Source organism: Acetobacterium carbinolicum (assembly GCF_047456275.1).
Classification (GTDB): domain Bacteria; phylum Bacillota; class Clostridia; order Eubacteriales; family Eubacteriaceae; genus Acetobacterium; species Acetobacterium carbinolicum.
In genome coordinates this window covers 550,099-573,051 of record NZ_CP173357.1, presented here as the reverse complement: position 1 = coordinate 573,051, position 22,953 = coordinate 550,099, and the positions used below count along the sequence as shown (strand labels likewise).

Here is a 22,953-nt window from a genome sequence, read left to right as displayed (position 1 = left end):
ATTTCTTTATTATTCAAAGCTCTATGATCACACCTCTTCGGTGGTTATTTTTATTCCGCCCGGGATCAGGCGGTTTTGGTAGATTTCGGCATAGGCCGATTCGGGAACAACCTGCTTGAATGCATTTAGAAACTCAGCTTCTTGAAAATCACCATTGTCATACATGACGCCAATCACTGTGCCGCTATGACCGATGACGGTTCCCAGACCACCAAAATCCCGAGATAGGCCAATCAAATCATCGAGATAATTCTTTTTTAAGCGTTTCTGGTTAAGAATAGCGCTTTTAGTACAGGCCGCGCCAATCTCCTTGAGGCTTTCGGTGCGAACCCCTTTTTCAAATTGAGTGACAATTTCGACAAAGATGGCTAAGTCGTCTGAGGAATAATCATCCTGACTTTCATTAAAGGTCATCGTATCAATGCCACCGTTAAAATCAATGATTAGGATATCTGCTTCCACGGTGCCATCAAATTCCTTTAGTACCGAGCCACTGAGATGATTAAAAAGGTTTAAGCGCTCAAACATCAGATTGTCTGATGGCTCAATACCGGTGCAAAGCGAACCGATCTCCTTTGGGATCAGATCCAGACCAAAATAAGCACAAAGCCCGGCAGCCATTCCGGCAATATCGGCAGTGCTGCTGGCCATTCCCTTTTCTACGGGAATATCACTAACCATGGAAAAATGCAAATGTTTTTTTTCCAGCTCTGGAATCGCAAAGCGCCGAAAAACCGCTTCGACCTGTTTTCTGGTTTTGGGCTTTAACACCTCAAGATTCCCCGGGCCTTCAGCAATCGTAATCCGGGAATATCGGTCAATCGGGCTGGATACCAGACAGGGACTGCCATCATACCAGCCCTGAATATATTCGCCACAGGTTCCCGGGGTTTCGACCTTAACCCGCCTCATGCCTGCCCCGCTTTGTGCTCCAGAACGACATTTAGGAGACTGCTTAAAAACATCGGGTTGCTGTAAAAATGAATATGCGGATAACCGGCCAGGACATTTTTCTGGCGGTACCCACAGGTCCAGGTTTTCCCTTTTTTGGTGATTACATAGGCCGTCGGCAAGACTTCATCACTAGAAACCAGGCTGTGATGAAATTCATGTCCGCGAACCGCAATGCTTTTTCCACCAAGATAGGCCGAAATATCAACATATCCAAACCGCTGCAGCCGTTTGGTCATTGTGGAATCGGCATCGAAAAATCCCACCGCCGGATTCGTTTCACCGCTGTTTAGAGTCATCGAATTGGTCAGATACATAAGCCCCCCGCACTCCGCATAACAGGGCAATCCGGCTTCCAGCTTATCTTTGATATCAGCAATCATCAACGTGTTGGCGGCCAGCTCGGCGCCGAATATTTCCGGAAAGCCACCACCGATATATAAACCATCGAGATGCTCTGGGAGACGCGCATCATTTAAGGGACTGAAAGTAACCACTTCCACTCCGGCGTTTGCCAGGGCTTTAAAATTATCGTCATAGTAAAAATTAAAGGCCCGATCTTTGGGAACGCCAATCCGCAACCCCTGATATTTATCGGCATAAGCTAAAAAGGGATCGATAAAAGCACTCACCGGTTGGTCATGCTTGCTAATTTCCCATAATTTATCCAGATCAATATGGGCTTCAGCCAACGCTCCGGCCTTGTCCACCTTTTCCCTGAAATCAGCAATCTCTTCCACCGGTACCAGCCCGAGGTGACGACTGTCCATGACAATGTCCGGATTATTGGGAAAGTAACCCAGGCAGGTCACATCATTATAGGCTTCAATCATTTCTTTTAACAACAGGTAATGAGACTTTGATGAAATGCGATTGATGATGACCCCTACAATATTCGCTTCGGGGTCAAAATCGACATAACCCTTTACCAGTGCTGCGGCGCTCTTAGCCATGCCCCGGCCATCAATGATCAAAATCACCGGTGCGCCAATGGTTTTGGCCAGATAGGCACTGCTGCCCACCTCCGACTCCAGACTATGGCCGTCATAGAGACCCATGACCCCTTCAGCAATCCCCAGACCATTTTCTTCGTCCAGCCGTCTAAAAAAGAGCCCCCTGATGATTTCCTCGTCCAGCATCCAGGTGTCCAGATTAATGGAAGGTTCACCAGTAACAAAGCGATGAAACATCGGATCAATATAATCCGGACCGGTTTTAAAAGGCTTTACCCGGAGACCCCGCTTTTTAAAGGCCGCCATGATGCCCATGGTAACCGTTGTTTTGCCAACATTGCTGCTGGTTCCCGCCAGCATAAAATAATTCATATTTCTGTCTCCTTTTTCAAATGACTTGTATCACACGCTTATATTGTTATTAAAATTGCTCTATACGTTGAATTAAAGAATTTTGCAAATTGAACCGGTAATTGTGCAGTATGCGGGCGATTAATAATCGCCCCTACATTAAATATTTAATCCGACTCATATATTAAAAACTTCACCGCACAGCGGCTGCTTCCAGCCAACCATTTGCGAAGCTATTTTTCATTAATCAGGGTCCGTTCTTTGATCATTTTTATAAACTCCTGATGACTATTCATTTCGTTGACCGTTTTCTTCTTTTTGATAAGCTCAAGCTGTTTAACCAGCTCGCCTTCGGTAAAATCGTTGTTCAGACAATTTCGATGGAAATAAAGCTCACCCCGCAGGTTTTCCAAACCCATCAGGTTATTAATATTACCATGACCAAAAGGCAGATCCGAAATCAAAATCAGGTCACTTTCTGCCATCACCGCCAGGTTTTCTTCCTGCTTTTCCCTGCTGATGGCGGTAAAAGGACTTTCTTCAACCATCGGAATCCCCAGCACATCACAGATGGTCCAGTCATCACTGCCCTGGTTGACCACTCCGGCTGTGACCTGATGGCCCATGGCCTCCAGTTCTTCTAACACCTGAGAAGCCTGATTGCCTCCACAGATCACGTGAATTTTCAAACTGCGATAGTTTTCCGATTCCTTAATCACCCGCAGTGGGATAATCTCCGGTTTACAAAAAAGCTTATTCTCCTGAATAAACATTTTCATTTCATAGACTTTTTTGAGATTGGCTTCGGTGATTACTTCTTTCGGTGTTCCATCGATGATGACCCGGCCGTCTTTCATTAAAATAAGCCGGTTGCAATATCGGGCCGCCAGATTGATGTCGTGAAGCACTGCCACCACGGTCATCGATTTTTTTAAATTCAGGTTGCGGATCAGCTCCATCACTTCAATCTGATGGTGGATATCCAAAGCCGAGGTGGGTTCATCCAGAAGAATGATATCCGGTTCCTGAGCGATGGCCCGGGCAATAATCACCCGTTGCTTTTCGCCACCGCTGAGATTATTATAAAACCGTTTTCTAAAATTTAAGGTCTTGGTAGCCCGCATGGCCTCGGTCACAATATTATAATCATTCTGAGTTTCTCTGGTGCGATAACTCAGATAGGGGTTTCGCCCCATCAGAACGATGTCCTCCACGGTAAAATCGTAGTCGATATCAAAAGACTGGGGCACCACGGCGATCATCTGGGCCCGTTCCCGTTGGGTATAGCTAGTATTGTTCTTTTCTTCCAGGGTAATCACCCCGGATTTAACCGGCAGCAGTCCGGACAAGCATTTTAACAGGGTTGACTTGCCGGTGCCGTTAGGACCAATCAGCCCGACAAACTCGCCCTGACAGATGGTCGCGCTAAATCCCTGTAGGATATCTTTTTCACCATAACCGGATACCACATCCTTGAAATCGAGCATGATTCTTGGCATTAACCGTTCCATCTCAGAGCCCCCCTTTTTTTCTTTTGCGGAGCAGATAAACAAAGAAAGGACCGCCAAAGGCGGCGGTGATTACACCCACCGGAATTTCCTGAGAGGTCACCGACCGGGCCAGGGTGTCGCAAAGAATGAGAAAAGCACCGCCAAAGAGCACTGAAAAGGGTACCAATGTGCGGTGTTTGGGACCGGTGATCATGCGGACAATATGGGGCACAATCAGCCCAACAAATCCGATAATCCCCGTGGCCGCAACCACTGCTGCCGTTATGAGGGATGAGGAAAAGAGGATTTTCTTCTTAAGCGCCTCGGTATCAACGCCCAATTGAGTGGCCGTTTCTTCGCCCAGCAGCATAATATCCAGCTCTCTGACGGAGGTTAACATGATGACGCAGCCAATCACTACATAGGGCAATACAATCAGGACCTGATCCCAACCCTTACCATTTAAACTTCCCATCACCCAAAAAATAATTTGCGTCATGCTATCATTATTAAAGATCATCAGTAATGACATAAAGGCTCCCAGTGATTGGCCAATGGCGATGCCACTGAGTAAAAGCGTGGCCACCGGCACCTTACGACCGACCCGGGAAATATTATAAACCAACAGGATGGTTAAAAAAGAACCGCCAAAAGCCAGGATAGCAACCCCATTGGATCCTAAAAAATTACTGGAGAAATTCATCACAATACCAATCGAGGCACCCAATGCCGCCCCGGAGGATACCCCTAAAATGTAGGGGTCGGCCATCGGATTTTTAAAGATTCCCTGATAGGCAGCCCCGCACAGTGCCAAAGCACCACCGGTCAGAAAAGCGAGAATGACCCGGGGTAGGCGAACATTCCAGATAATCGCCGTTGCGCCCTCATTGATATTTTCCATCCCCAGATTAATATGAAAGATCTGATTTAACAGAATTTTATTGGCATCCCCAAACGAAATGGTCGTAATCCCCGTAAGGGTGCACAGATAAATCGTGCCGATGCAGATTGCAATCGACAATGGCAACGCGTATTTTTTCAGTTTTTTTTTCATGCTGACTCCATTTTCTCCATTTAATCTGTTCACTCCTGAATTTTCTCTTCTTTATCTGATAAAATTCAGGGGCGAACAGATTTCACCCCTACCAATTTTGGTTTAACAGACACTTTATTTTGCAAATATTTCCGGATAAATATCCTTAGCCAACAATGCCAGCCCCTGTACAATCCGGGGGCCCGGTCGTTGAATTAAATCGCTTTCCGGGGTTAAAAATTCGTAATATGCGATCTCGTTATTTTTAATCGCGGTAACCTTGTCAAACCCGGGCGTCGCCTTTACCTGTTCTGGTGTGTTGTAAAGGGAAATATACACATCCGGATTGCTCGCAATAATTTGTTCAGTACTAAGCTGAGGCCATGGCGTAGCTGCATCAGCAGCGATATTTTTGGCATTAAGATCAATAAGCATTGCATCCATCATCGAGTTAGGACCAGCACTGAAGAAGTCACCCACATCAATAAAGACTGATTTCTGGGTTTTAGCAGTTTTGGCCTGATCAACGATCACCTGACGATCCGTCATCATTTTTTTAACCACATCCCCAGCCGCATCATTAGCGTTTGCCACTTCACCCGCAATCACAATATCTTTCATAACCCCATCTATACTGATCGGACTAAAGAGGATGACCTTTGCACCCGTGGCTTCCAGTTGTTTTCTGACATCATCGGAAACAAAATCTGAAGCCAGTACTAAATCGGGTGACAGAGCAATGATTTTTTCCACATTGGGCGCATTGTAGTCACCGATGCTCGGCACGGTTAGCGCCTGTTCAGGATAATTATCATATTCGGTGCGACCCACCACCTGATCCCCTACACCAATGGCGAATAAAATCTCGGTTGCAGCGGGAGACAGTGAGACAATTTTCTGGGGTTCTTTTTCAATTTTGACGGCGTTTCCAAGATCATCGGTTATTGTCACCGGATAGGTGGTAGCACCGCTTTTGGGTGAGACGCCTGAACCATCTGCGGATGACTCGCCACTCTGGCAGCCGGTAAAGGATACCATCAGCGCTAATACGGTAAAAATCACCAACAACCTTCTCATACTTTTCTTTTTCATTTTCTTCCTTCTTTTTCTTTATTTTTTTGCTTTTTTCGCAAAAATAAATCCAGCTTCCTGTGGAGGCTGGATACTAAACAAAAGGTTTAATTCTTTTCTTCCCACCGAAGAATTTCTATGATTATGAGTGTCCTGACTCTTGCTTCATCCTCAGTTCTCCCTTCCCATCGGTTAGACAGTGGATTAAAAACGTCGTCAGCAATTACAGTAGCGGGGGCTGTAGGGGTCTTACACCCCTTTCCTCATCACTTTCCTATTATATTAGTGGAAGTGTATCATAGAATAGCAAATTTTTCAATTGAATATTTTAGCGAGCTTCATCCCAAGCCAAGCATTTGATCGTCTAAATTCTAGTTATTGAAGTCCTTTATTTTTTCGCAACATTATTTACGTATTCTGTTCGAAACTCCTGGGATTGGCAATAGTGATCCACCCGGGAACCCTTTATGCAGCGAATTATGGTATCATTTTTATTAATAATCCATTCGCCGATTTCATCAATATCATGAAGAATAGTCAGATATTTAAGCCGCGAGCAGCCATGAAAAGTCCATTTTCCCAGCCGCTTGACACTACCGGGAATGAACACCTCGGTCAGGTTTTTACACCTAAAAAAAGCACTCTCTTCAATTTCTGTCACGCCCTCTGGGATCATCAGTTTTCCTTCCAGTCCGGAAAAATAGAATGCTTCTTTGCCGATAAAAGTCAGATTTTCTGGGAATACCACGCTTTTCATATTCTTGGTCCGATAAAAGGTGCGTCGTTCAATCCGGCTGACCCCATCGGGGATCGCAATGGTTTTTAATTCCCGACAGGATTCGAAGGCACTTTCTCCAATACCGGTTAAGCAACTACTTGGCGAAAGTGTGATTTGAGTCAGGGCCAGACAATTTTTAAACGTTCTCGGCGGAATTGACCGAATGCCATTCGGGATTTCGATCATCAACAAATTGGTGCAGCCCATCCACGCTGCTTCCCCAATTTCTTTGAGCGTTACTGGAACATGAAGGGTTTTCAGGGCCGTACAACCTTTAAAGGCATTTTTATCAATTCGAATCAAACCTTCCGGTAAGGTCAATTTTTTTAAACTCATCTTATTTTCAAATGCACCAAAACCAATCGCATCATAATTCTCGTTGATGACAATTTTTTCCTGTTTATAAATTCTCACCTGATTCTTTCCCAATGTCCTGATCATCCCGCCTGCTCCTCATCATTATTTATACAAACACCGTTATTATAAATACTCCGTCTGATAATCGTAATTTTGACAATACTGATCGACCCGAGATCCCTTTTTACAGAATATTCTAACACTTTTTCGATTGAAAAGCCATTCACCCAAATATTCCGGGTCACTACGGAAAGTTACTTTTACCAGTTTTGGACAGCCATGAAAGGCCCATTTCCCGATGTGCTTTACACTTTTGGGGATTTCAATTTCCTCAAGAACTTTACATTTCAGAAAGGCACTTTCTTCAATTGACTCCAACTGGTCATTGAGCTCAATTGATAATAGTCCACAATTATAAAATGCTTCTCTACCGATGCTTTTTAAATTCATCGGCAACTTCACCGCTTGCAAATTCTTGCATCCACAAAAAGCTCTGAAATTGATCGCTTCCACTTTTTCCGGTATAGAAATTCCAGCTAATGCCTCACATTCCAGAAAGGCACTCTCCCCAATGTACTCAATATTGTCATGCAAAACAAGATCATTCAAAGACCGGCACTTCTTAAAGGTCTTTTCTTCGATCCGCCTGACCCGCCAGGGGATATCGATAGTTCTTAGTCGCAGGCAATCGTAAAAGGCACCCTTGCCAATGCGCCAGATTTGTTTTGATAGTTCAATCCGATTTAACATGGTGCAGCCCCGGAAGGCTTCATTGCCGATAATTTTGACGCTGTTTGACAAAACTACCCGCCGCACCTTTGTGATTCCTTTAAAGGCACCCGTGCCAATCTCCCTAAAGGGTTCCGTGACCTCCATCTGTTTGTTTTTAATACTTTTCGCATCGCTGCAATCAAAGAGACCCTCTTGTTTTACTCTCTGATTCACATGCCATACCTGGGTTTGCCGCGTTTCTACTGCTTTACTATACTCTTCCATTTCGTCATTTCTCCATCTCAGCATCCGCTGTCATCATCAAAAGAAACTCTCCCTGTCACTTTTGATCTTTTTTCACTAAAACAAAATCTATTTTGGATCAATCAGACCATATTTTTTCTTGATCCGTTCCAATTTTTCAATCATCGGGTTAGCTGCAACAAATAAGAAAAACACAGTGGCACTGGCATGAATCAAATCAAAGGGTGCCCCAGTGATATAAGTGGCTAAAATCGTTTTCCAGTTAATAATGCTGGACCACATCAGCAAGGATGCCATATTCATAATTCCGCCATAGATAAAAAAGGTTGCCAGAAAGCCATACAGACAGAGCTGACCCTTGCTTTTTTTCATGGCACCCTTCTTTACCAGAATGCCCGCCAGAAAACCAATAATACCGAAGGCAAACATCTGCCAGGGGGTCCAGGGGCCTTGACCAAAAAAGAAGTTGGACACAAAACAAACCATGGCTCCCACCAGAAAGCCGGATTCGGCACCAAAACAAACCCCGGCAATGATGACAATGGCCACCACCGGTTTAAACTGTGGCAACATGAAAAAGGCAGCCCGTCCAGCGACACCGATAGCCGCCAGCACGGCGATGATAATCAGCTCTCGAGCCTGGGGCTTACGTCCTTCAAACACCATCAAAAAAGGGATGCAGGTATAGATAATAATAAACAGGCTGATAAAATAATATTTACGATCTTCCATAAAATAAATACCAAACCAGATCGTCAGAGGAATCATCATCAGAATCATCATCAGGGCGGCCCATGTCCGTTTGCTCAGCCTTCTTTTGCTCAGGTTTTTTTTGCCAGGTGGTTCGACCTGTTCTTCAACCTCATCTCGGTCATCTAGAAATTCATCTGACAACATGTAATCACATCCTTTACTGTAATTGCATTTTCAAAGATATGCCGGGACATCCGGTTTGCTGAGGTGGTATAAAAACTGTTGCCCGAAAAAAAAGCCCGCGGTGAATTACTGGTGACAATACTGCCATCAAAAAACAAGCCGCAAACATCCCCGAACAAGGCACAAAATTCAATGTCATGGGAAACCATAATAATGGTCACTCCCTGTTTTTGAAGTGCTCTCAAAATCTCGCCCAGTTCCCGCTTAAAGTGGTTATCCAGGCCTTTTGTTGGTTCATCGAGCAATAGAATCTGCGGTTCCAGTAGCATGATCTTGGCCAGGGCCAGCCGTTGCTGTTCGCCGCCGCTGAGGTCGTAAGGGTGCTGATCCAACAAATGTTCAAGATGCATCAGTTTAACAAACTTATCCACCATTGTTTTTTGGTTCTGATCGCAGTCAGAGGTGCTACCTTTTATCGCTCTGGTTCCGCCAATCATTTCATATAAATCCCGTTCCACCGTCTTTTTAACAAACAGACTTTGGGGGCTTTGTGGCAGTACCCCCAACATGCCATGAAACAATTCTTTATCGGTTAGCTTTCTGACATCTCGGCCATTAAGTAGCACCTTGCCCCGATACGGTTTGTTGATCCCCGAAATCAGCGATAGTGAGGTTGTTTTCCCGGTGCCATTTCCGCCTACCAGACAGTAAAACTCGCCTTTTCGAACCCGCAGTGATAAGTCTTTAACCACATCCGGCAAGTTCTTATCATAGCGAAACCAAACCTCTTTAAGCTCCACGACCGGGTCACTTAATGCTGGCTCCGGGGTTTCCAGCGGCATGACTGTTTTTAGACCCGGATTATTGCAAAACAGTTCGCTCATCCACTTGCGGCCTTCTCTCACCGTAATCGGGCATTCCAGATCCGATTCCACCTCGGCAAAAATCTGCATCGGGGCCGGCATCGATAAAAACATATCGTGACCAAGGGTCCGTAGTTTTTTTCCGATTTGGCGGGGGGTTCCCGTGGCGATGATTTCGCCTTCATCCATGACCACCACCTGATCGGCAACCGGGAGAACATCCTCCAGACGATGTTCGGTCATAATAATGGTGGTTCCCAGTTCGCGGTTGATTTTTTTAACCGTTTCCAGAAAATCCGAAGCTGCAATGGGATCAAGCTGAGAGGTTGGTTCATCCAGAATCAGCACCGCGGGATGCATGGCCATAATCGAGGCCAGATTCAGTAGCTGCTTTTGTCCCCCGGACAATTCCACGACATTGCGTTTAAACCAGCCCTGGATGCCAAAGTAGGAGGCCATTTCAGCGACTCGCAGACGAATGGTCGGGGTATCATAGCCCAGGCTTTCAAGACCAAAGGCCAGTTCATGCCAGACCTTATCAGTGACAATCTGATTTTCCGGGCTTTGCAGCACGTAGCCAATTTCCTGACTCTGGGTTCTTAAATCGGCTTCTTCCAGGGGTTTTTCCCGATACAGGATTTCTCCGGTGCGTGTCCCATGAGGGGTCAGGACCGACTTGAAATGCCGGAGCAGGGTGCTTTTACCACAGCCACTTTTGCCGCACAGCACCACAAAATCCCCCTCCTCAATGGCTATATTCATATTTTTCAGGGCCGGTTTATTCATCTCCGGGTAGGTAAAGCTCAGGTTGTTTATTCTTAATACTGTCATCCTTTAATTGATTGATTGATAAAAATCATCAATGCCTCCTTCTTAAAGATCTACTGTAAAGATCAACGTCATTCACGTTCTTATTTTTGTGTGTTTATGGTGCTTCCACACTCACCTGCATTTCCATATGGAACTCTTTTTCCGGTATCACCGCCTTCATTTTTTCCCATCTCAGGTAAGACAGACCGTCTACTGCCACCGGCATCAAACAAAAGGCTCCAAAAATGAAATAAGTAAAAAAACTAAAAAAGGTGACCGGGTTAATGCCACTTATAACAATCGCGGGATTATATTGAACAAAGGTGTTACCCATCGATACCCCGACAATAAACAACAGCAGCAAGCCCAGCATCATTGCCAGCATTCCCTTATCCCGTTTATCAAAACGATAGAGGGAAAAGGCCGTTCTACCGCTTAGCCCATAGCCTCTCGCCTTCATGCTGTCCGCGGTTTCAATGGCATTTTCCAGCGCCCAGGTGACCATAATCGAGAGAATGGTTACCCCATGTCTGGCCCGCATTAAGATATTACCGTTGGTAATATCCCGACCAATGCATTTCTGCCCATTACTGATCACCTTAAGCTGAGCCTTGAATTTTGGTACAAACCGCAAAACCATGGAAAAAATCAGCGACAGTGCCGGGATGATTCGCCCAAACAGATAGATAAACTTGTCCGATGTCATAATAATGTTATAACAGGAAAACCAGATTATCACCTGGACCAGCATCACCGACATCACAATGCCATAAATGATGGATTCTAGGGTGATGGGATTGCCATTTTTCAAGTAAAACAAGATGGTTACCCCAGCATGATTAAAGAGCGGGTTAATCAGCGCTACAATAATTAACATTGGCAGCATAAATAAGAAATTAAATTTCAGCACCTTCTGCCAGCCTTGAAGCACCATAGAATAGATGATTGCCGATGTAAGCGACACGCCCAAAATCACCGGGTGATTAAAAAACACACTGATGGTCAGGACGACTACAAAATAGAAAAAATTTATGATCGGATGATAGGTCGAAAAAGCATCTTCCATTGACACCCTCCTTAATGATTTGTTGATAAACAATTACGAAACAAAAAACATTGAGCGGCCATTGCTTTGCGCCAAAGCGGGCGCAAAGCTGATAGCTCCTACTTAACTGACAAGATTCACTTCTTAAATCCTACCACATGCTATTATCCCCAACATCTCTGCCCAGATCGCAGGTGTAAACCCAGTTAATGACATCACCCTGTTTGACGGCGTATTGACTGCACCCGTAATTGGGGAACCAACCATTGACATTATACATCCATCCGGAACGCTCCCCACCGTCAAACTCATAAAGCTGGTTGATACCCTCAACATAAGCGGAGTTATAAGCCGGTGTAAAACTGGATTCCATGTGAATACCATTGTCCCGACAGACCCGTTGAAGCACATCGTGAACCGATTCTCCCGCGTTAAAGCTCACTTCCGAGGGGTAAAGAATCCAGCCGTTGGCCGGAACAAAGGCACCCTTTCCTGAAGGCAATCGGTCCATATGATCGAGCAGGGTCGAACAATTAATTGAAAGGGTACAGACATTGCCAGCCGAACTGCTACTGCTTGAACCATCCGCTGCTGCCATACCGTCTCCTGTTGTTCCTGATTCACCTGAACTGGCATTCTGGATCGGTGCAATGGTTTTGCCAGCCACAACATAATAATCATCTCCAGTCTCAATGACCTTAAAGGATAAGCGAGTCGTAGCTGATTGGGGATCAAAGGTGGCATTACTCATCTTAGCAACGCTTCCGGCATTGACTTTACACAGCGCAGCACTGTCTGCGTCCCATTTTTCCGCAAGGGTGATGGTTAAGGTTGGAACGGTAATCAGCCCGTTACTCCCAGCTATTTTCATCCCAATGCCATAGGGCGCATTTCCGGCCCCTGCTTTAATGCGATTAAGGGTGTCACCCTGGGTGCTAAATTCAATTTTCAAGTTCTGATCAACCGGGTTTTTGATATCCTTACCACTAAACGACCAAACGTAATTGATGCCATTTTCCCCGGTGCCCGAAAAAGTTACCGTTCGATCCTGACCGGCGATGGAGCGAAACTGGGCCGCAGTAATTACGCCATCCTCCGGGATCGCAGTATCATCTGCTAATTCCACGACATCCTGTGACTCCGCATCACTGGATAATGCTGCATTAATATTGCTGCACCCCAAGGTTGTTACTGCCATTAAAATAAACATAAGCAGTAGCAACAGCCACCTCTTTTGCAAACCTTCCTTCATGTTCTTCTCCTCAACAATTCTTCCTGACTCATTTTAGTCATTTTCTATGCCATCAACAAACAACGTCGTACCGGCAATTGTTATTGATACAGACCGAATTTTATTTTTACCCGCTCCAGCTTCTCGACCATCACCGGACCCAACATCGCCCCAAAAAACGCCGTCCCCAGCGCGTGAACCGCATCATAGGGTACACCGGAAATATATAAAAGCTTCATGGAGCTCCAATCCATGGCCATTCCGGAACCAGAAACACCGACTGACATCACCAATGCAGCGATGTTCATGATTCCCCCATAAATGATGAAGGTCGTCAGAAAACCAAAGACCCCGATGGTTAGCCGATCGACAGGTAGCCGCTTGTGCTGAATCAGAATGCCAATTAAAAGACCAATAGCGCCATATCCATAAAGCTGCCACCCCATAAAGGTCCCGCCTACATTGAGAAACAGGTGCATCAGCAGGCCAATTAGAATTGCGAAAAGCACACCCATAACCGGACCCAAAACGATTTTAAAATCGCTTTCCTTTTTAACAAATTCCAGGTCTTTATTAAAGCAGAGCCCCGCTAAAAATCCCAGTAAGCCCCAGCAAAACATCTGCCAGGGGGTCCAGGGTCCCTGACCGGCAAACATATTTACCACCAGCCGGGCCATGGCCCCGGTTAGAAATCCCTGTTCCGGACCCAGACAAATTCCAGCAATGATAATCAGTGCACCGCCAGCCTGGAACGGGGTAATCATAAAAAAGGCCAGATTCCCACAGGCAGCAATGGCGGCCATTGCTGCAATCAACACCAGTTCCCGAGCTTCCGGCTTTCTATTTTCAAAAGACAAGCCAAACGGAATAAAGCTGTAAAAAATAATCAGCAAACTAATAAATAAGTATTTCCGATCCCCCAAATAGGTAATCCCCACCCAGATAGTCAGGGGGATCAGGATAAAAACTAATAGTGATGAAATCAGGGTGCGATTCTTAAAAAGCCGTGTCCATGGCGAATTTTTAATTTTGTTATCAACCGTATTCATGCCCGTTTCATTCTCTTTTTCTTAACCAGATACATGGTTGCTCCCACAATACCGGTCAGTAGAATCACAACACCGCCAAAAATCATCGGACCATTGATTTGATCAATGATCATGGCCCCAGAATTTTCCGCCTCAGCAGTTTTTGCGTTTGGAGTATAGGTACCATCAAACGACCAGGGTGTAAAATTCTCAGCAGACGTTCCACCCTTTGAAGCAGCCGTCGCCGTCGTGCCGGTAGCAGATCCGGCGGCCGCTGTTCCACCACTCGCTTTTGCAACCGTACCACTTCCGCCTGATTTTGTAGTACCAAAACTCTGTTCATATTCTTTTTTTATATCATCGAGGCTTTTTTCTTTGTCAATGACTGGGTTAAAGCCATCGGTAATCCCAAAAATCCAGGGTTTCCCACTTTTTAAGCGATTATAGGAAATCATCGCTTGCATGGCCTGATAAGAAGCCATCCCATTGAGCGTGCCGGGTTCGCCGCCACCGTTGCCGGTACCGCCGGCTTTTATATGCATAAAGCCGCCTCCGTCGACATAATAGTTCATCAAATCGGATAAGATCCAATGATCACCCTTGATAAAACGGGGATCAGCGGCGGGATCAATGCCCAGCGAGGTCAATGCTAGAATGACCTGGGATGTGCTCTCAGAGGTTTCCGGTGCACCAAAGGTGCCATAACTGCCGTTGCTATTCTGAAGTTCAGCCAAGGTGTTCACGGCCCGGTCAACGACTGGTTTAACATCTTCCCGATCTTTATATTTCGCCAACGACTGAAGCGTCATCGCCGTCACATCCGTATCCGGAGCCGCATCAGCACTGTCTGAATACAGTGAAAAGCCACCCCGGACCCCGGCACTGGTTACCACTTCCCGATCCAGAATGGTTTGAATCAGAAGTTCCCGGGTGGTTTGCACACCCGTTGTATTGAGCGGTATCTCGTAATTATTTGAATCCAACGCAATCAGTGCCCAAACATAGGCCATCATGCCACCCCGCTTAATCTGGGTAAAATTGGACAGTTTACTCAGCAGATTATAACCACCAACATCGGTAGGATCTTTGCCAATGGCAGTTAAAGCCAAAATGGTTTTTGAATAGTCGGTATTGGTCCGATCACCGGAAATTGATCCGCCCCCTTCGTTTAACTCCTTTACCACATTACTGTAGAACAGTTCATAATAGCCTTCCGGCACCGCATACCCCCCTCTGGCAAAGCAGACGGTTTCCCAGAGACCGCTTTGAATGGTCGGATTTGCCGCTGCTATTAGCATATAATCCGATGTTTTCTCCAGCGCTTTGGTGATTTCCGGTTCCAACGGATTAATCTGTTCGGTATTGATCGTTGTTTGCAAGGTTTTAAGGGAAGTTCTATCCACGATAATTCCCACCAGTGAAGGATTGACGCTTTTGAATTCAATTCGATTTTCTAAAAGTGTATACTGGTCTTTGTCAATCACTGTAACGGTTCCATCTTTTTGCTGGGTAACAATGCTTAACTGATCATAAGCCAGAACATCGTTACTCACCGATAATGATATGGTTAATCGCTCATCTGAAGTAGGCATATAGTCCAGGTTGTAGTTTGTCATATCTTTTAAGGATATGGTGTATAAATTTAATAATTGGGTTGATTCCGAACTAATTTTTTCGTTTTTCATCAGCTCGATAAATTTGCTATAGGCTATTTGTGTAACCTTAACCTGATCCACCTGCTGACTGACATACCAGGGCGTATCAACAACAATGTCGCCGTCTGCCTTGTTTTGAGCTTTCACTCGTTTCTGAAGCCCCAGAATTTTATCTTTCACGCTGGTGTCCAGAAGTCTCTGCTGACTTTCTGCTAAACAGTCATATGCTTTTCCCAGTTCTAAGAATGTTAAAAACTGATAAGAACCGATCGTTAACGTCTGCTCATCAATGTCTGAAGTCGCAAGCTGGATCTGCTTGACAATCTCTAATTCCGCCGTATTTAAGATCCCACTATTTTCAACCAGCCCCTGCTGGTCGGTATTTAATGCCTCATAATCTTTACGGGCAGCGGATACCTGTTTAACATCAGCTAGCGTTAATGTTTGAGGTAAGTCTGCAATGGTTGCCATGACGATTCTTGCAGCATTCTGATTGTTTTTTTTGATCAACTTGATCATTTTTTCGCAGGCCGTCAGCTTATCAAGTGCTTCTTTAGGAACAAGACTTTGTTGCTCAGCGGTTAATCCACTGACAAAAGCAGCTCTCGCCGATACCACCGCCGCTTCGTTTATTAGCTTAGTCTGATCGGGCTCTGGGAGCAGATTAATGGCGGCAATCACCTGATTTGCCAGCGCCTGATTTACCTCCAGTTCAGCCATCCGATTGAGCAAAGCCGTCAGCTTCTCGATTGCCGAAACACTCACCAGCCGCTTGGTATTTTCGGGACTAACCTCGTACTCGGCTTTGATCGCTTCCAGCATCGGCTTATCCGAAAGCACCAACGCTTTAATTTTTGGTAAAGCGTTTATTTTTGCCGTGATGCCATCCGCCAATTCCCGCGGCGTGGCCACCGTCACCTCACACTTCGCGGTGTGGCCACCGGCTGTTTGGGCAGTAATCGTTGCCGTTCCCTTGCCAGTTGCCGTAACCAAACCCGATGTGGATACCTCCACAACTCCAGTATCCGAACTTAACCATCGCACCTCTTTTGCGTCCGTTGTGCTCTCCGGCGTATAAAAGACACTCAACTGATGGATTCCCGCCGTCTCCAGGGCCAATCCATTTAAACTAAGCTTAATACCGGTCATCGGGATGGCTCTTACATCGACCAGACAGGTCGCGCTTAAATCGCCACTTTGTGTTGTTGCCAAAACCGTTGTCAGACCTGGCCCCATCCCGGTAACCACGCCATTATCATCAACCATCGCCACGTCCGGATTAGTGGACTGCCAGTTCACTACTTTGCCAAGGGTCGCGTTTTCCGGATAAACCGTCACCTTTAGTTCATAGGTTTGAGCCACATTCATTTCCAGATTTCCAACCGATAGCGTGATTGACTCAGCGGGAATTGGCTGTAGTGTTTTTAATTGATCTGTCGCCGCATCGACGGCCCCCTGTGAGGCCTGTAAGTTCTTCGCTATACTCATGGCCTGATCATAGGCATCACTAAAAGCCGCATCGGTCATAAACTGATTAAAATACGGGCTGTTCCGTACTTGAGCTAAGGCTTCTAAAAGTGGGTCTTTGTCCGCCACAAAGATAGCTGGTACGTTTCCAGAAAGAGTCTGCCCCAGATCGGCACCGTTTCCCCATAATGAAAACTGCACCCGGATAACATCGCCAGGATTCGGAACATAGCCTGCCATTTCGCTGCCGATCAGTTGATTGTTAATCGTGCACATCCACGCCGACATGGAGTTGTAATCGCGTTCTCCGAGTTGTCCGGGGGACAAAAGTCCAACTTCATTTAAGCTGGCCTGGGTTGGCGATACCTCATTATTTTCGTTAACTCCCATTGCCGAAATAACAGTAGGTACCGAATCGCCTGAAGACTGCGCTCCAACCACCGCATAAAGCCGATCACCTTGCCAGATCATCTGGTTTCCGACCACCCGATCCAGGATACTGCCAAGACTTTCACCGCTGCCAACGGTTACCTTAGTCGGTGCTAAAACAAACCCATCCATTAGCGTCAGTTTTTCCACCGTTACCGTCACGCTACTCTGCTGTGGCTTAACCTCTCCGACTGCTAATACCATCGCGTTGGATGTGAGCAACAGTGTTACACTTAACACAAAGGAGCTGATTTTTTTTATTAAATTGTGTTTCATTTTTTCACATCACTTTCATCTCAACGCAATCATTGATTAACTTCTATCCTGACAACTCCAGCCCGCTTAAGCATCATTTACTTCTGTTGGCTTGATTAGTTATTGGTAACAAAAGGTCTTTCCGTTGAGCCCGGTGCTGCTTCGCCAGCGGGTACAACCACAATCCGAATGCCTTCCAACCGGTAGCCAAAGCCCGCGGTTCCGGCACTTTCACCATTTTTAGCCCAATCCAGCCAGCCAAAATTCTGGGCATGAACCTGGTAATATACATCAAACTGCCCGGCATCTGCCCCTGTCAGCTCAATGTCAATCCCTTCTAGTCGCAGGCCCCGTCCCTTGGTGCCACTCATTACACCATCAGCTTTCCAATCGTTTTCCCAACCGATGTTCTCGATATGGGTTTTATACCGAATGCCTAAATCATGGCCTTCAGTTCCACTGAGTTTAACTTCAATCCCTTCCAGTCGTAAGCCCCGACCGGAGGTTCCACTCATCACCCCATCTGTTTTCCAGATTTCTTCCCAACCAACGTTTTGAATATGGGTATGATAGGTGGCACTGACGGGCTCAGTTACCACGGGAATAGCGGCTTTTAGTTCATTATATAATTCACGCGCTTGTTTCGTCGTTGCTTCAAAATTCATCATCATTTTGTAGGCCTGATCATACAATGTTTTAAACTGAGTATCCTGTAGATACTGACTTTTTTTGCTGCTGGAGTTAATCTCTGCCAGCAGTTTTGTCAGATCGCTTTTGTCCGTTTGATTAATGGGTGCCATTCCGCCCATAAAATCCTGACCTAAATCGGCACCGTAACCCCAGAGGGTGAATTGCAACCGAAAAATATCGCCATTAGCTGGCGTATACCCGTCCAGTCCATAACCGGGAAAAACATTGTTAACCGAATACATCCATCCGGACATGGGGCTGTAATCTTTCTCTGATAGCCGATCCGGGTAAGTCAGACCTTCGGCCAGGGCCGTTTCTGTTGTTGGTGCGTCGCCAAAATCCTGATGGGATTCCATTTTAGAGATACTGGCGGGTACATTGAGTTCTCCAGTCTGAGCACCGTAAATGCCAACCAGATAATTACTTTTCCAGACAATTTTATCGCTTCCTAAAAAACGGTTTAACACTGTTATTCCGGTATCCCCAGTATAAATAGGGATTTGCACCGGTTCGACATAATAACCTTCGCCCAAGGAAAATTTTTCCACCGAAATACTGATGGTTCCGGTCTGTGCCTCTTCCTGAACCGGCACATTCTCTTCGGCTTGCACCGGTCCTGAAAAAAGCAGGACGGTCATCATTAATCCCAGCATCAACATCTTCTTCATTAACTTCTTCATCTTCTCCCTCACTTCATCAATCAAAATTTTTTTACATTTTCCAAACAATTACAAAAAAAGAGCTCCCGTCTCAATCAAAAAATGACTGACGACAGAAGCTCCAGAATATGCTGTAGAACTTTGTTTGGCATGTATCCTCAAGTGCGAAGGATTATACCGGTTAATAAAGAATAGGTTCCCGACTCATGCCCAAAGGCAATTACGGTAGCGCATCTGTTCAGGACTTTCACCTGGATTCCCCTAAGATAATTTGATCGATAAATCTGATCACCTTATCAAGCCTAATAGAATTGACTGAGATCAAACTCACCATTCCCGGCATTCTTTATAACAATTATTAAGTTGTCAAAATAATCTTATTCAAAATCTTTTTACTTCGTATTTTGAATAACGAAACTCCAATTAAATTCCAGTCAGTAATTAACCGCATTTAATAGATCAATTAAATATTAACACCAGGAATCTGAAATTGCAACCGTTTTTTAGTTTTTATTGCCATTAATTAGTAGCATTTAACAAAAAACTATTTATTATTCTCTTTTCAGTAATTATCCTGCTCTGGTCAAATACATCCCATAGCCTGATTTTGAATCGCCATGTAGGCATCCAGACTTTTATAATCTTTGGCCAACAATTCATACACGATATATTCAGGCGTCACCGACTCAATAATATTTTTAACCAGTGGATGATCAAAAGGCACATGCCAGTCAATTTTCTTAATATGTCCCACCGTTTTAAGATAGCGTTCAAACTGATCCTCAGTTGCCAGGATTTCTTGATACTGTGTACGATGATCTGATAACAGATAGTCTCCTGGTAATGACAGATTCACATGTACGCCCTTGATCCAGTCTTTTAAGCTACCCAGCTTCTCAATGCAATCCAATATGTATTCGGCACCTTCTTGAGCTGTTTTTAGCTTGGGGTTTGTGATCATCAAATGACTGAGATCCAGCATGATGCCTTTATTTTCATAGTTGATCTGATCCAGAAACCGCTGGGCTTTGTCCCTATCTAAGAGGGTTAACCCCGGCCACCATAGATTTTCGAACAGCAGCAGTACATCACTATTGGTATCAAAAGCCCGGTTGACCAGATCCACAGTTGCATCCAGTACCTCATCATCGGTGTAATCAAAAGCCCCGGTAAATGAATGCTCCGTGGTTACGTGGGAAACGTGATAGACCATATACTCCACCTCAAATTCCCGGGCTCGCTGATATTCCTGCCGAAAGGCCTCCACCAGAATGTCAGGATGGGTACCGCCATAATATTGACGAACCCCCTTCATCCCACCAAACATCTCCGACACCTTTGCCATATCATTTTGATAAAATTCCAGCCAGGTGGGAAAATATTTCAAGTGAAGTCCTTTTAATATCTGTCGTGGTAGCGTATCCAGATAATCTTCTTCATAACAAATCAACTCCACACCATCCAGTTGGTGTTTTTCTAAAAAACTCTGCACATTCTTCCAGTCGCCTTCAAATTTTTCCAGATCGCCGGAGTAATTTGAAATATTCATCAGAATCATCTAATGCTCACCTCCTTGATTTATGCTGGCATTATAACCCAGTTTACCTTAACATCAGTTGTTGTTGATAAAGGCTAAGTCATTGGTTCCTGCTTCTACCGCCGGAGGTGTTTCACCTTTTGGCACCACCACAATTTTGATGCCCTCCAGTCGGTAACCAAAACCGGCGGTTCCGGCACTATCACCATTTTTAGCCCAGTTTAACCAGCCAGAATTTTGCGCATGAACACGGTAGTACACGTCAAATTTATCGGCATCGGCTCCGGTTAGTTTTATGTCAATGGCTTCCAGGCGTAATCCCTGTCCTTTGGTACCACTCATGTCGCCATTGGCTTTCCATGCGTCTTCCCAGCCGATGTTTTCAATATGGGTTTTGTACTCAATACCCAGGTCTGCATCACCTTGTAGTTTTACCTCAATGCCTTCTAAGCGAAGCGAACGGCCAGCGGTACCACTCATCTTTCCATTGGCTTTAAACTCTTTTTCCCAACCATCATTTTGAATATGGGTTCGATACAAACAATTGACGGTCGGAACCGTTGGTTCAACGGGGTCGGTGGGATCTTCCGTTGCTTCAACCTTCGCTTTAACCGCATTATACTTTGTCATATCAATGTTGCTTTTCTGACTCGCCGTTAAATCGAGCGAACCAAGTACTTCATCCACCGCATCCAAGCCTTGCTGAGCTGCTGCCTTGTTGGCTGCCGTGATTGCAGAGGCCTCTGGCAGGGACCAAATGGCGTCATTCACCTTAACGGTAGAATTGCTGACATCGGTACAGTCAAAAAGCTTATTCTGATTCCGATAAGCTCGCACAATGGCTTCATAACCCCTGGCGATCTGACCTTCATCGGCAGAGAAGGATTCGTTTTTATCGGTTAAAATATCAAGCAGCGAGTAACCATTTTTTATAAAGGCCGTCTGGAAAAGATCGACATCGGCGGTGCCCAGCATAATAAAGCTTTGAGCATTCGACCAGGCATTGTTATAGTCGATACCGCTGTAAAAGAGGCCAGTATAGCCTTGAATCCGGGAGAAATAAGGAATGAACACCGTCTCCATCGCTTGTTTTACATCATAAAATTCATCACCGTCTTTGGCATTGGGATCATAAAAAGCTGCAATCGGCTGGAATTCCATAATATACATATCAATCAGTGGATCAACATGAGTAACGGAACCCGCCAGCGCCTTGGCGGCCAACTCATGAATATAGGCATGGTCCCGTTCCGGCAGATAATTATAGGAATCAATGGCAAATTCACTGACCTGTTTAACAAAATACCCATCGGATGGGTTCTTGCCGTTGGTCAGCATTTCAATCAGATTATAGCCGCCAACATTTCGGGCATCATAACCCATAGCCGTGATTGCCAGAGCATCCTTGGCTACCTCATTGGCATCAAAGCCTTCGTTTAAAGGCTTGCCTTGAGCATCTTTTTTGTTTGATTTCTGATATTTCTGCACAAAGGCATCATAACATTCGACATAAAAGCCACTGTGTGGCGTATAATCGGCCCGGGCTGCCGTAAAGATCAACCATGATCCGTAGGTGTTGGTCGTTGTCCCAAAAACGGCATCATGACCAGAAACATTTGCCGGTAAACGAGACTCCAAGCTATCTTGAATCAGGTTTTCAGCGGCACTGATTAATGTTTCCTGTTTTGCACTACTGGGAACTGTCGTATTGCCATTATTGCTAAAAGAAGGTTTATTGGCTTCAAAGTCTTTATCTACCGACGGCAATCGGCCTTCTTCATACCAGTAGGCCAGTTGATAATTACCGGCCAATGCTTCATCATATTCGATGATATATTGATTCAGTAAACTTGGGATCGCTTCATCAAAGCTGTAAGCTTCTGATGCCACCCCACTGAATTTAAGAGGATTTTGGAGCTCATTATCAGGAAACATCAAAACCAAACGGGCCTGGCATTTATCTATAATCGCCTGGCTTTCTTTGGTTCCATCTGTGGCAACCAACTTAGTTGTATAAGTGGCTTTAAGAAATTCATCCGCATTCTCATTAATTCCCTGTGCTGGGACAACCTTGTTGTCGATGTTAAAGACTACTTTCACCGGGACAACCGTTTTGTTAGCGGCCGCTTTAACCGGTGTAATTCCAATCATTGTCATGACCATCGCCATGATCAACAGGTAAGCCGCTATCATCCATGTTTTTTTACCAAGTTCTTCAAAGTTTTTCATTTTCTACTTCTCCTTTAAAATTAAATTTACACCTTTGTTTTCGTTCGTTTTTTCGCTTTCGTCCTCCTTTTTTACGAATCGATACCAATCGTTCGTTTTTTCACTACATTAGACCCAATCTCCTTAAAAAAGCCAACAAAAAAACTTCCATCAAAGTCAAAAAATGACTTATGATAGAAGTTCCAGAAGTTGCTGTAGAACTATTTGCTGTTCGGTATCC

The 22,953-nt window shown here is 45.1% G+C and carries 16 protein-coding genes and 1 riboswitch; all 16 genes read right to left on the bottom strand.

Annotation, left to right across the window (positions count from 1 at the left end):
- Window positions 1-27: 27 nt before the first annotated feature.
- On the bottom strand, window positions 28-912 hold the full coding sequence (locus ACIZ62_RS02580; RefSeq protein ID WP_111888087.1) for a GHMP kinase: 885 nt from the start codon (window positions 910-912) through the stop codon (window positions 28-30).
- Complete coding sequence (locus tag ACIZ62_RS02575; RefSeq protein ID WP_414151172.1) at window positions 909-2,276, bottom strand: cobyrinate a,c-diamide synthase; 1,368 nt, start codon at window positions 2,274-2,276, stop codon at window positions 909-911. The genes ACIZ62_RS02580 and ACIZ62_RS02575 overlap by 4 nt, the downstream gene beginning before the upstream one ends.
- 212 nt (window positions 2,277-2,488) lie before the next feature.
- A complete protein-coding gene (locus ACIZ62_RS02570; RefSeq protein ID WP_414151171.1) occupies window positions 2,489-3,766 on the bottom strand; it encodes a heme ABC transporter ATP-binding protein in 1,278 nt (425 codons plus the stop codon).
- Window position 3,767: 1 nt separating this feature from the next.
- Window positions 3,768-4,799: a FecCD family ABC transporter permease gene (locus tag ACIZ62_RS02565; RefSeq protein ID WP_322519471.1), complete on the bottom strand. Its 1,032-nt coding sequence runs from the start codon at window positions 4,797-4,799 to the stop codon at window positions 3,768-3,770.
- A 114-nt stretch (window positions 4,800-4,913) separates the two neighbouring features.
- Window positions 4,914-5,870 (bottom strand): ABC transporter substrate-binding protein, encoded by a 957-nt coding sequence (locus ACIZ62_RS02560; protein ID WP_322519470.1) that lies wholly within the window; start codon window positions 5,868-5,870, stop codon window positions 4,914-4,916.
- A gap of 104 nt (window positions 5,871-5,974) precedes the next feature.
- Window positions 5,975-6,165: riboswitch (cobalamin riboswitch) on the bottom strand.
- Between the two features lie 72 nt (window positions 6,166-6,237).
- Entirely contained in the window at window positions 6,238-7,068 is an 831-nt protein-coding gene (locus ACIZ62_RS02555) for a leucine-rich repeat domain-containing protein (RefSeq protein ID WP_414151170.1), read from the bottom strand.
- Between the two features lie 39 nt (window positions 7,069-7,107).
- The gene (locus tag ACIZ62_RS02550; protein WP_414151169.1) at window positions 7,108-7,980 is read right to left on the bottom strand and encodes a leucine-rich repeat domain-containing protein; all 873 of its coding nucleotides are present in this window, start codon (window positions 7,978-7,980) and stop codon (window positions 7,108-7,110) included.
- Window positions 7,981-8,067: 87 nt separating this feature from the next.
- Window positions 8,068-8,856 (bottom strand): ECF transporter S component, encoded by a 789-nt coding sequence (locus ACIZ62_RS02545; protein ID WP_111888092.1) that lies wholly within the window; start codon window positions 8,854-8,856, stop codon window positions 8,068-8,070.
- Window positions 8,835-10,529 (bottom strand): ABC transporter ATP-binding protein, encoded by a 1,695-nt coding sequence (locus ACIZ62_RS02540; RefSeq protein ID WP_414151168.1) that lies wholly within the window; start codon window positions 10,527-10,529, stop codon window positions 8,835-8,837. Before ACIZ62_RS02540 ends, ACIZ62_RS02545 begins: the two co-directional genes overlap by 22 nt.
- Window positions 10,530-10,623: 94 nt before the next feature.
- Window positions 10,624-11,574: an energy-coupling factor transporter transmembrane component T gene (locus ACIZ62_RS02535; protein ID WP_414151167.1), complete on the bottom strand. Its 951-nt coding sequence runs from the start codon at window positions 11,572-11,574 to the stop codon at window positions 10,624-10,626.
- A gap of 130 nt (window positions 11,575-11,704) precedes the next feature.
- Window positions 11,705-12,805, bottom strand: a complete 1,101-nt coding sequence (locus ACIZ62_RS02530; protein WP_111888095.1) for a DUF4430 domain-containing protein — start codon at window positions 12,803-12,805, stop codon at window positions 11,705-11,707.
- Window positions 12,806-12,885: 80 nt separating this feature from the next.
- Complete coding sequence (locus ACIZ62_RS02525) at window positions 12,886-13,833, bottom strand: ECF transporter S component (RefSeq protein WP_111888096.1); 948 nt, start codon at window positions 13,831-13,833, stop codon at window positions 12,886-12,888.
- Window positions 13,830-17,639, bottom strand: a complete 3,810-nt coding sequence (locus ACIZ62_RS02520; protein ID WP_322519466.1) for an Ig-like domain-containing protein — start codon at window positions 17,637-17,639, stop codon at window positions 13,830-13,832. The genes ACIZ62_RS02525 and ACIZ62_RS02520 overlap by 4 nt, the downstream gene beginning before the upstream one ends.
- Before the next feature lie 95 nt (window positions 17,640-17,734).
- Entirely contained in the window at window positions 17,735-18,988 is a 1,254-nt protein-coding gene (locus ACIZ62_RS02515) for a DUF4430 domain-containing protein (protein WP_322519465.1), read from the bottom strand.
- A 562-nt stretch (window positions 18,989-19,550) separates the two neighbouring features.
- Window positions 19,551-20,525, bottom strand: coding sequence for a TIM barrel protein (locus ACIZ62_RS02510; protein WP_414151166.1), 975 nt, complete (start codon window positions 20,523-20,525; stop codon window positions 19,551-19,553).
- 54 nt (window positions 20,526-20,579) lie between these two features.
- Window positions 20,580-22,733, bottom strand: coding sequence for a hypothetical protein (locus ACIZ62_RS02505; RefSeq protein ID WP_414151165.1), 2,154 nt, complete (start codon window positions 22,731-22,733; stop codon window positions 20,580-20,582).
- Window positions 22,734-22,953 lie beyond the last annotated feature (220 nt).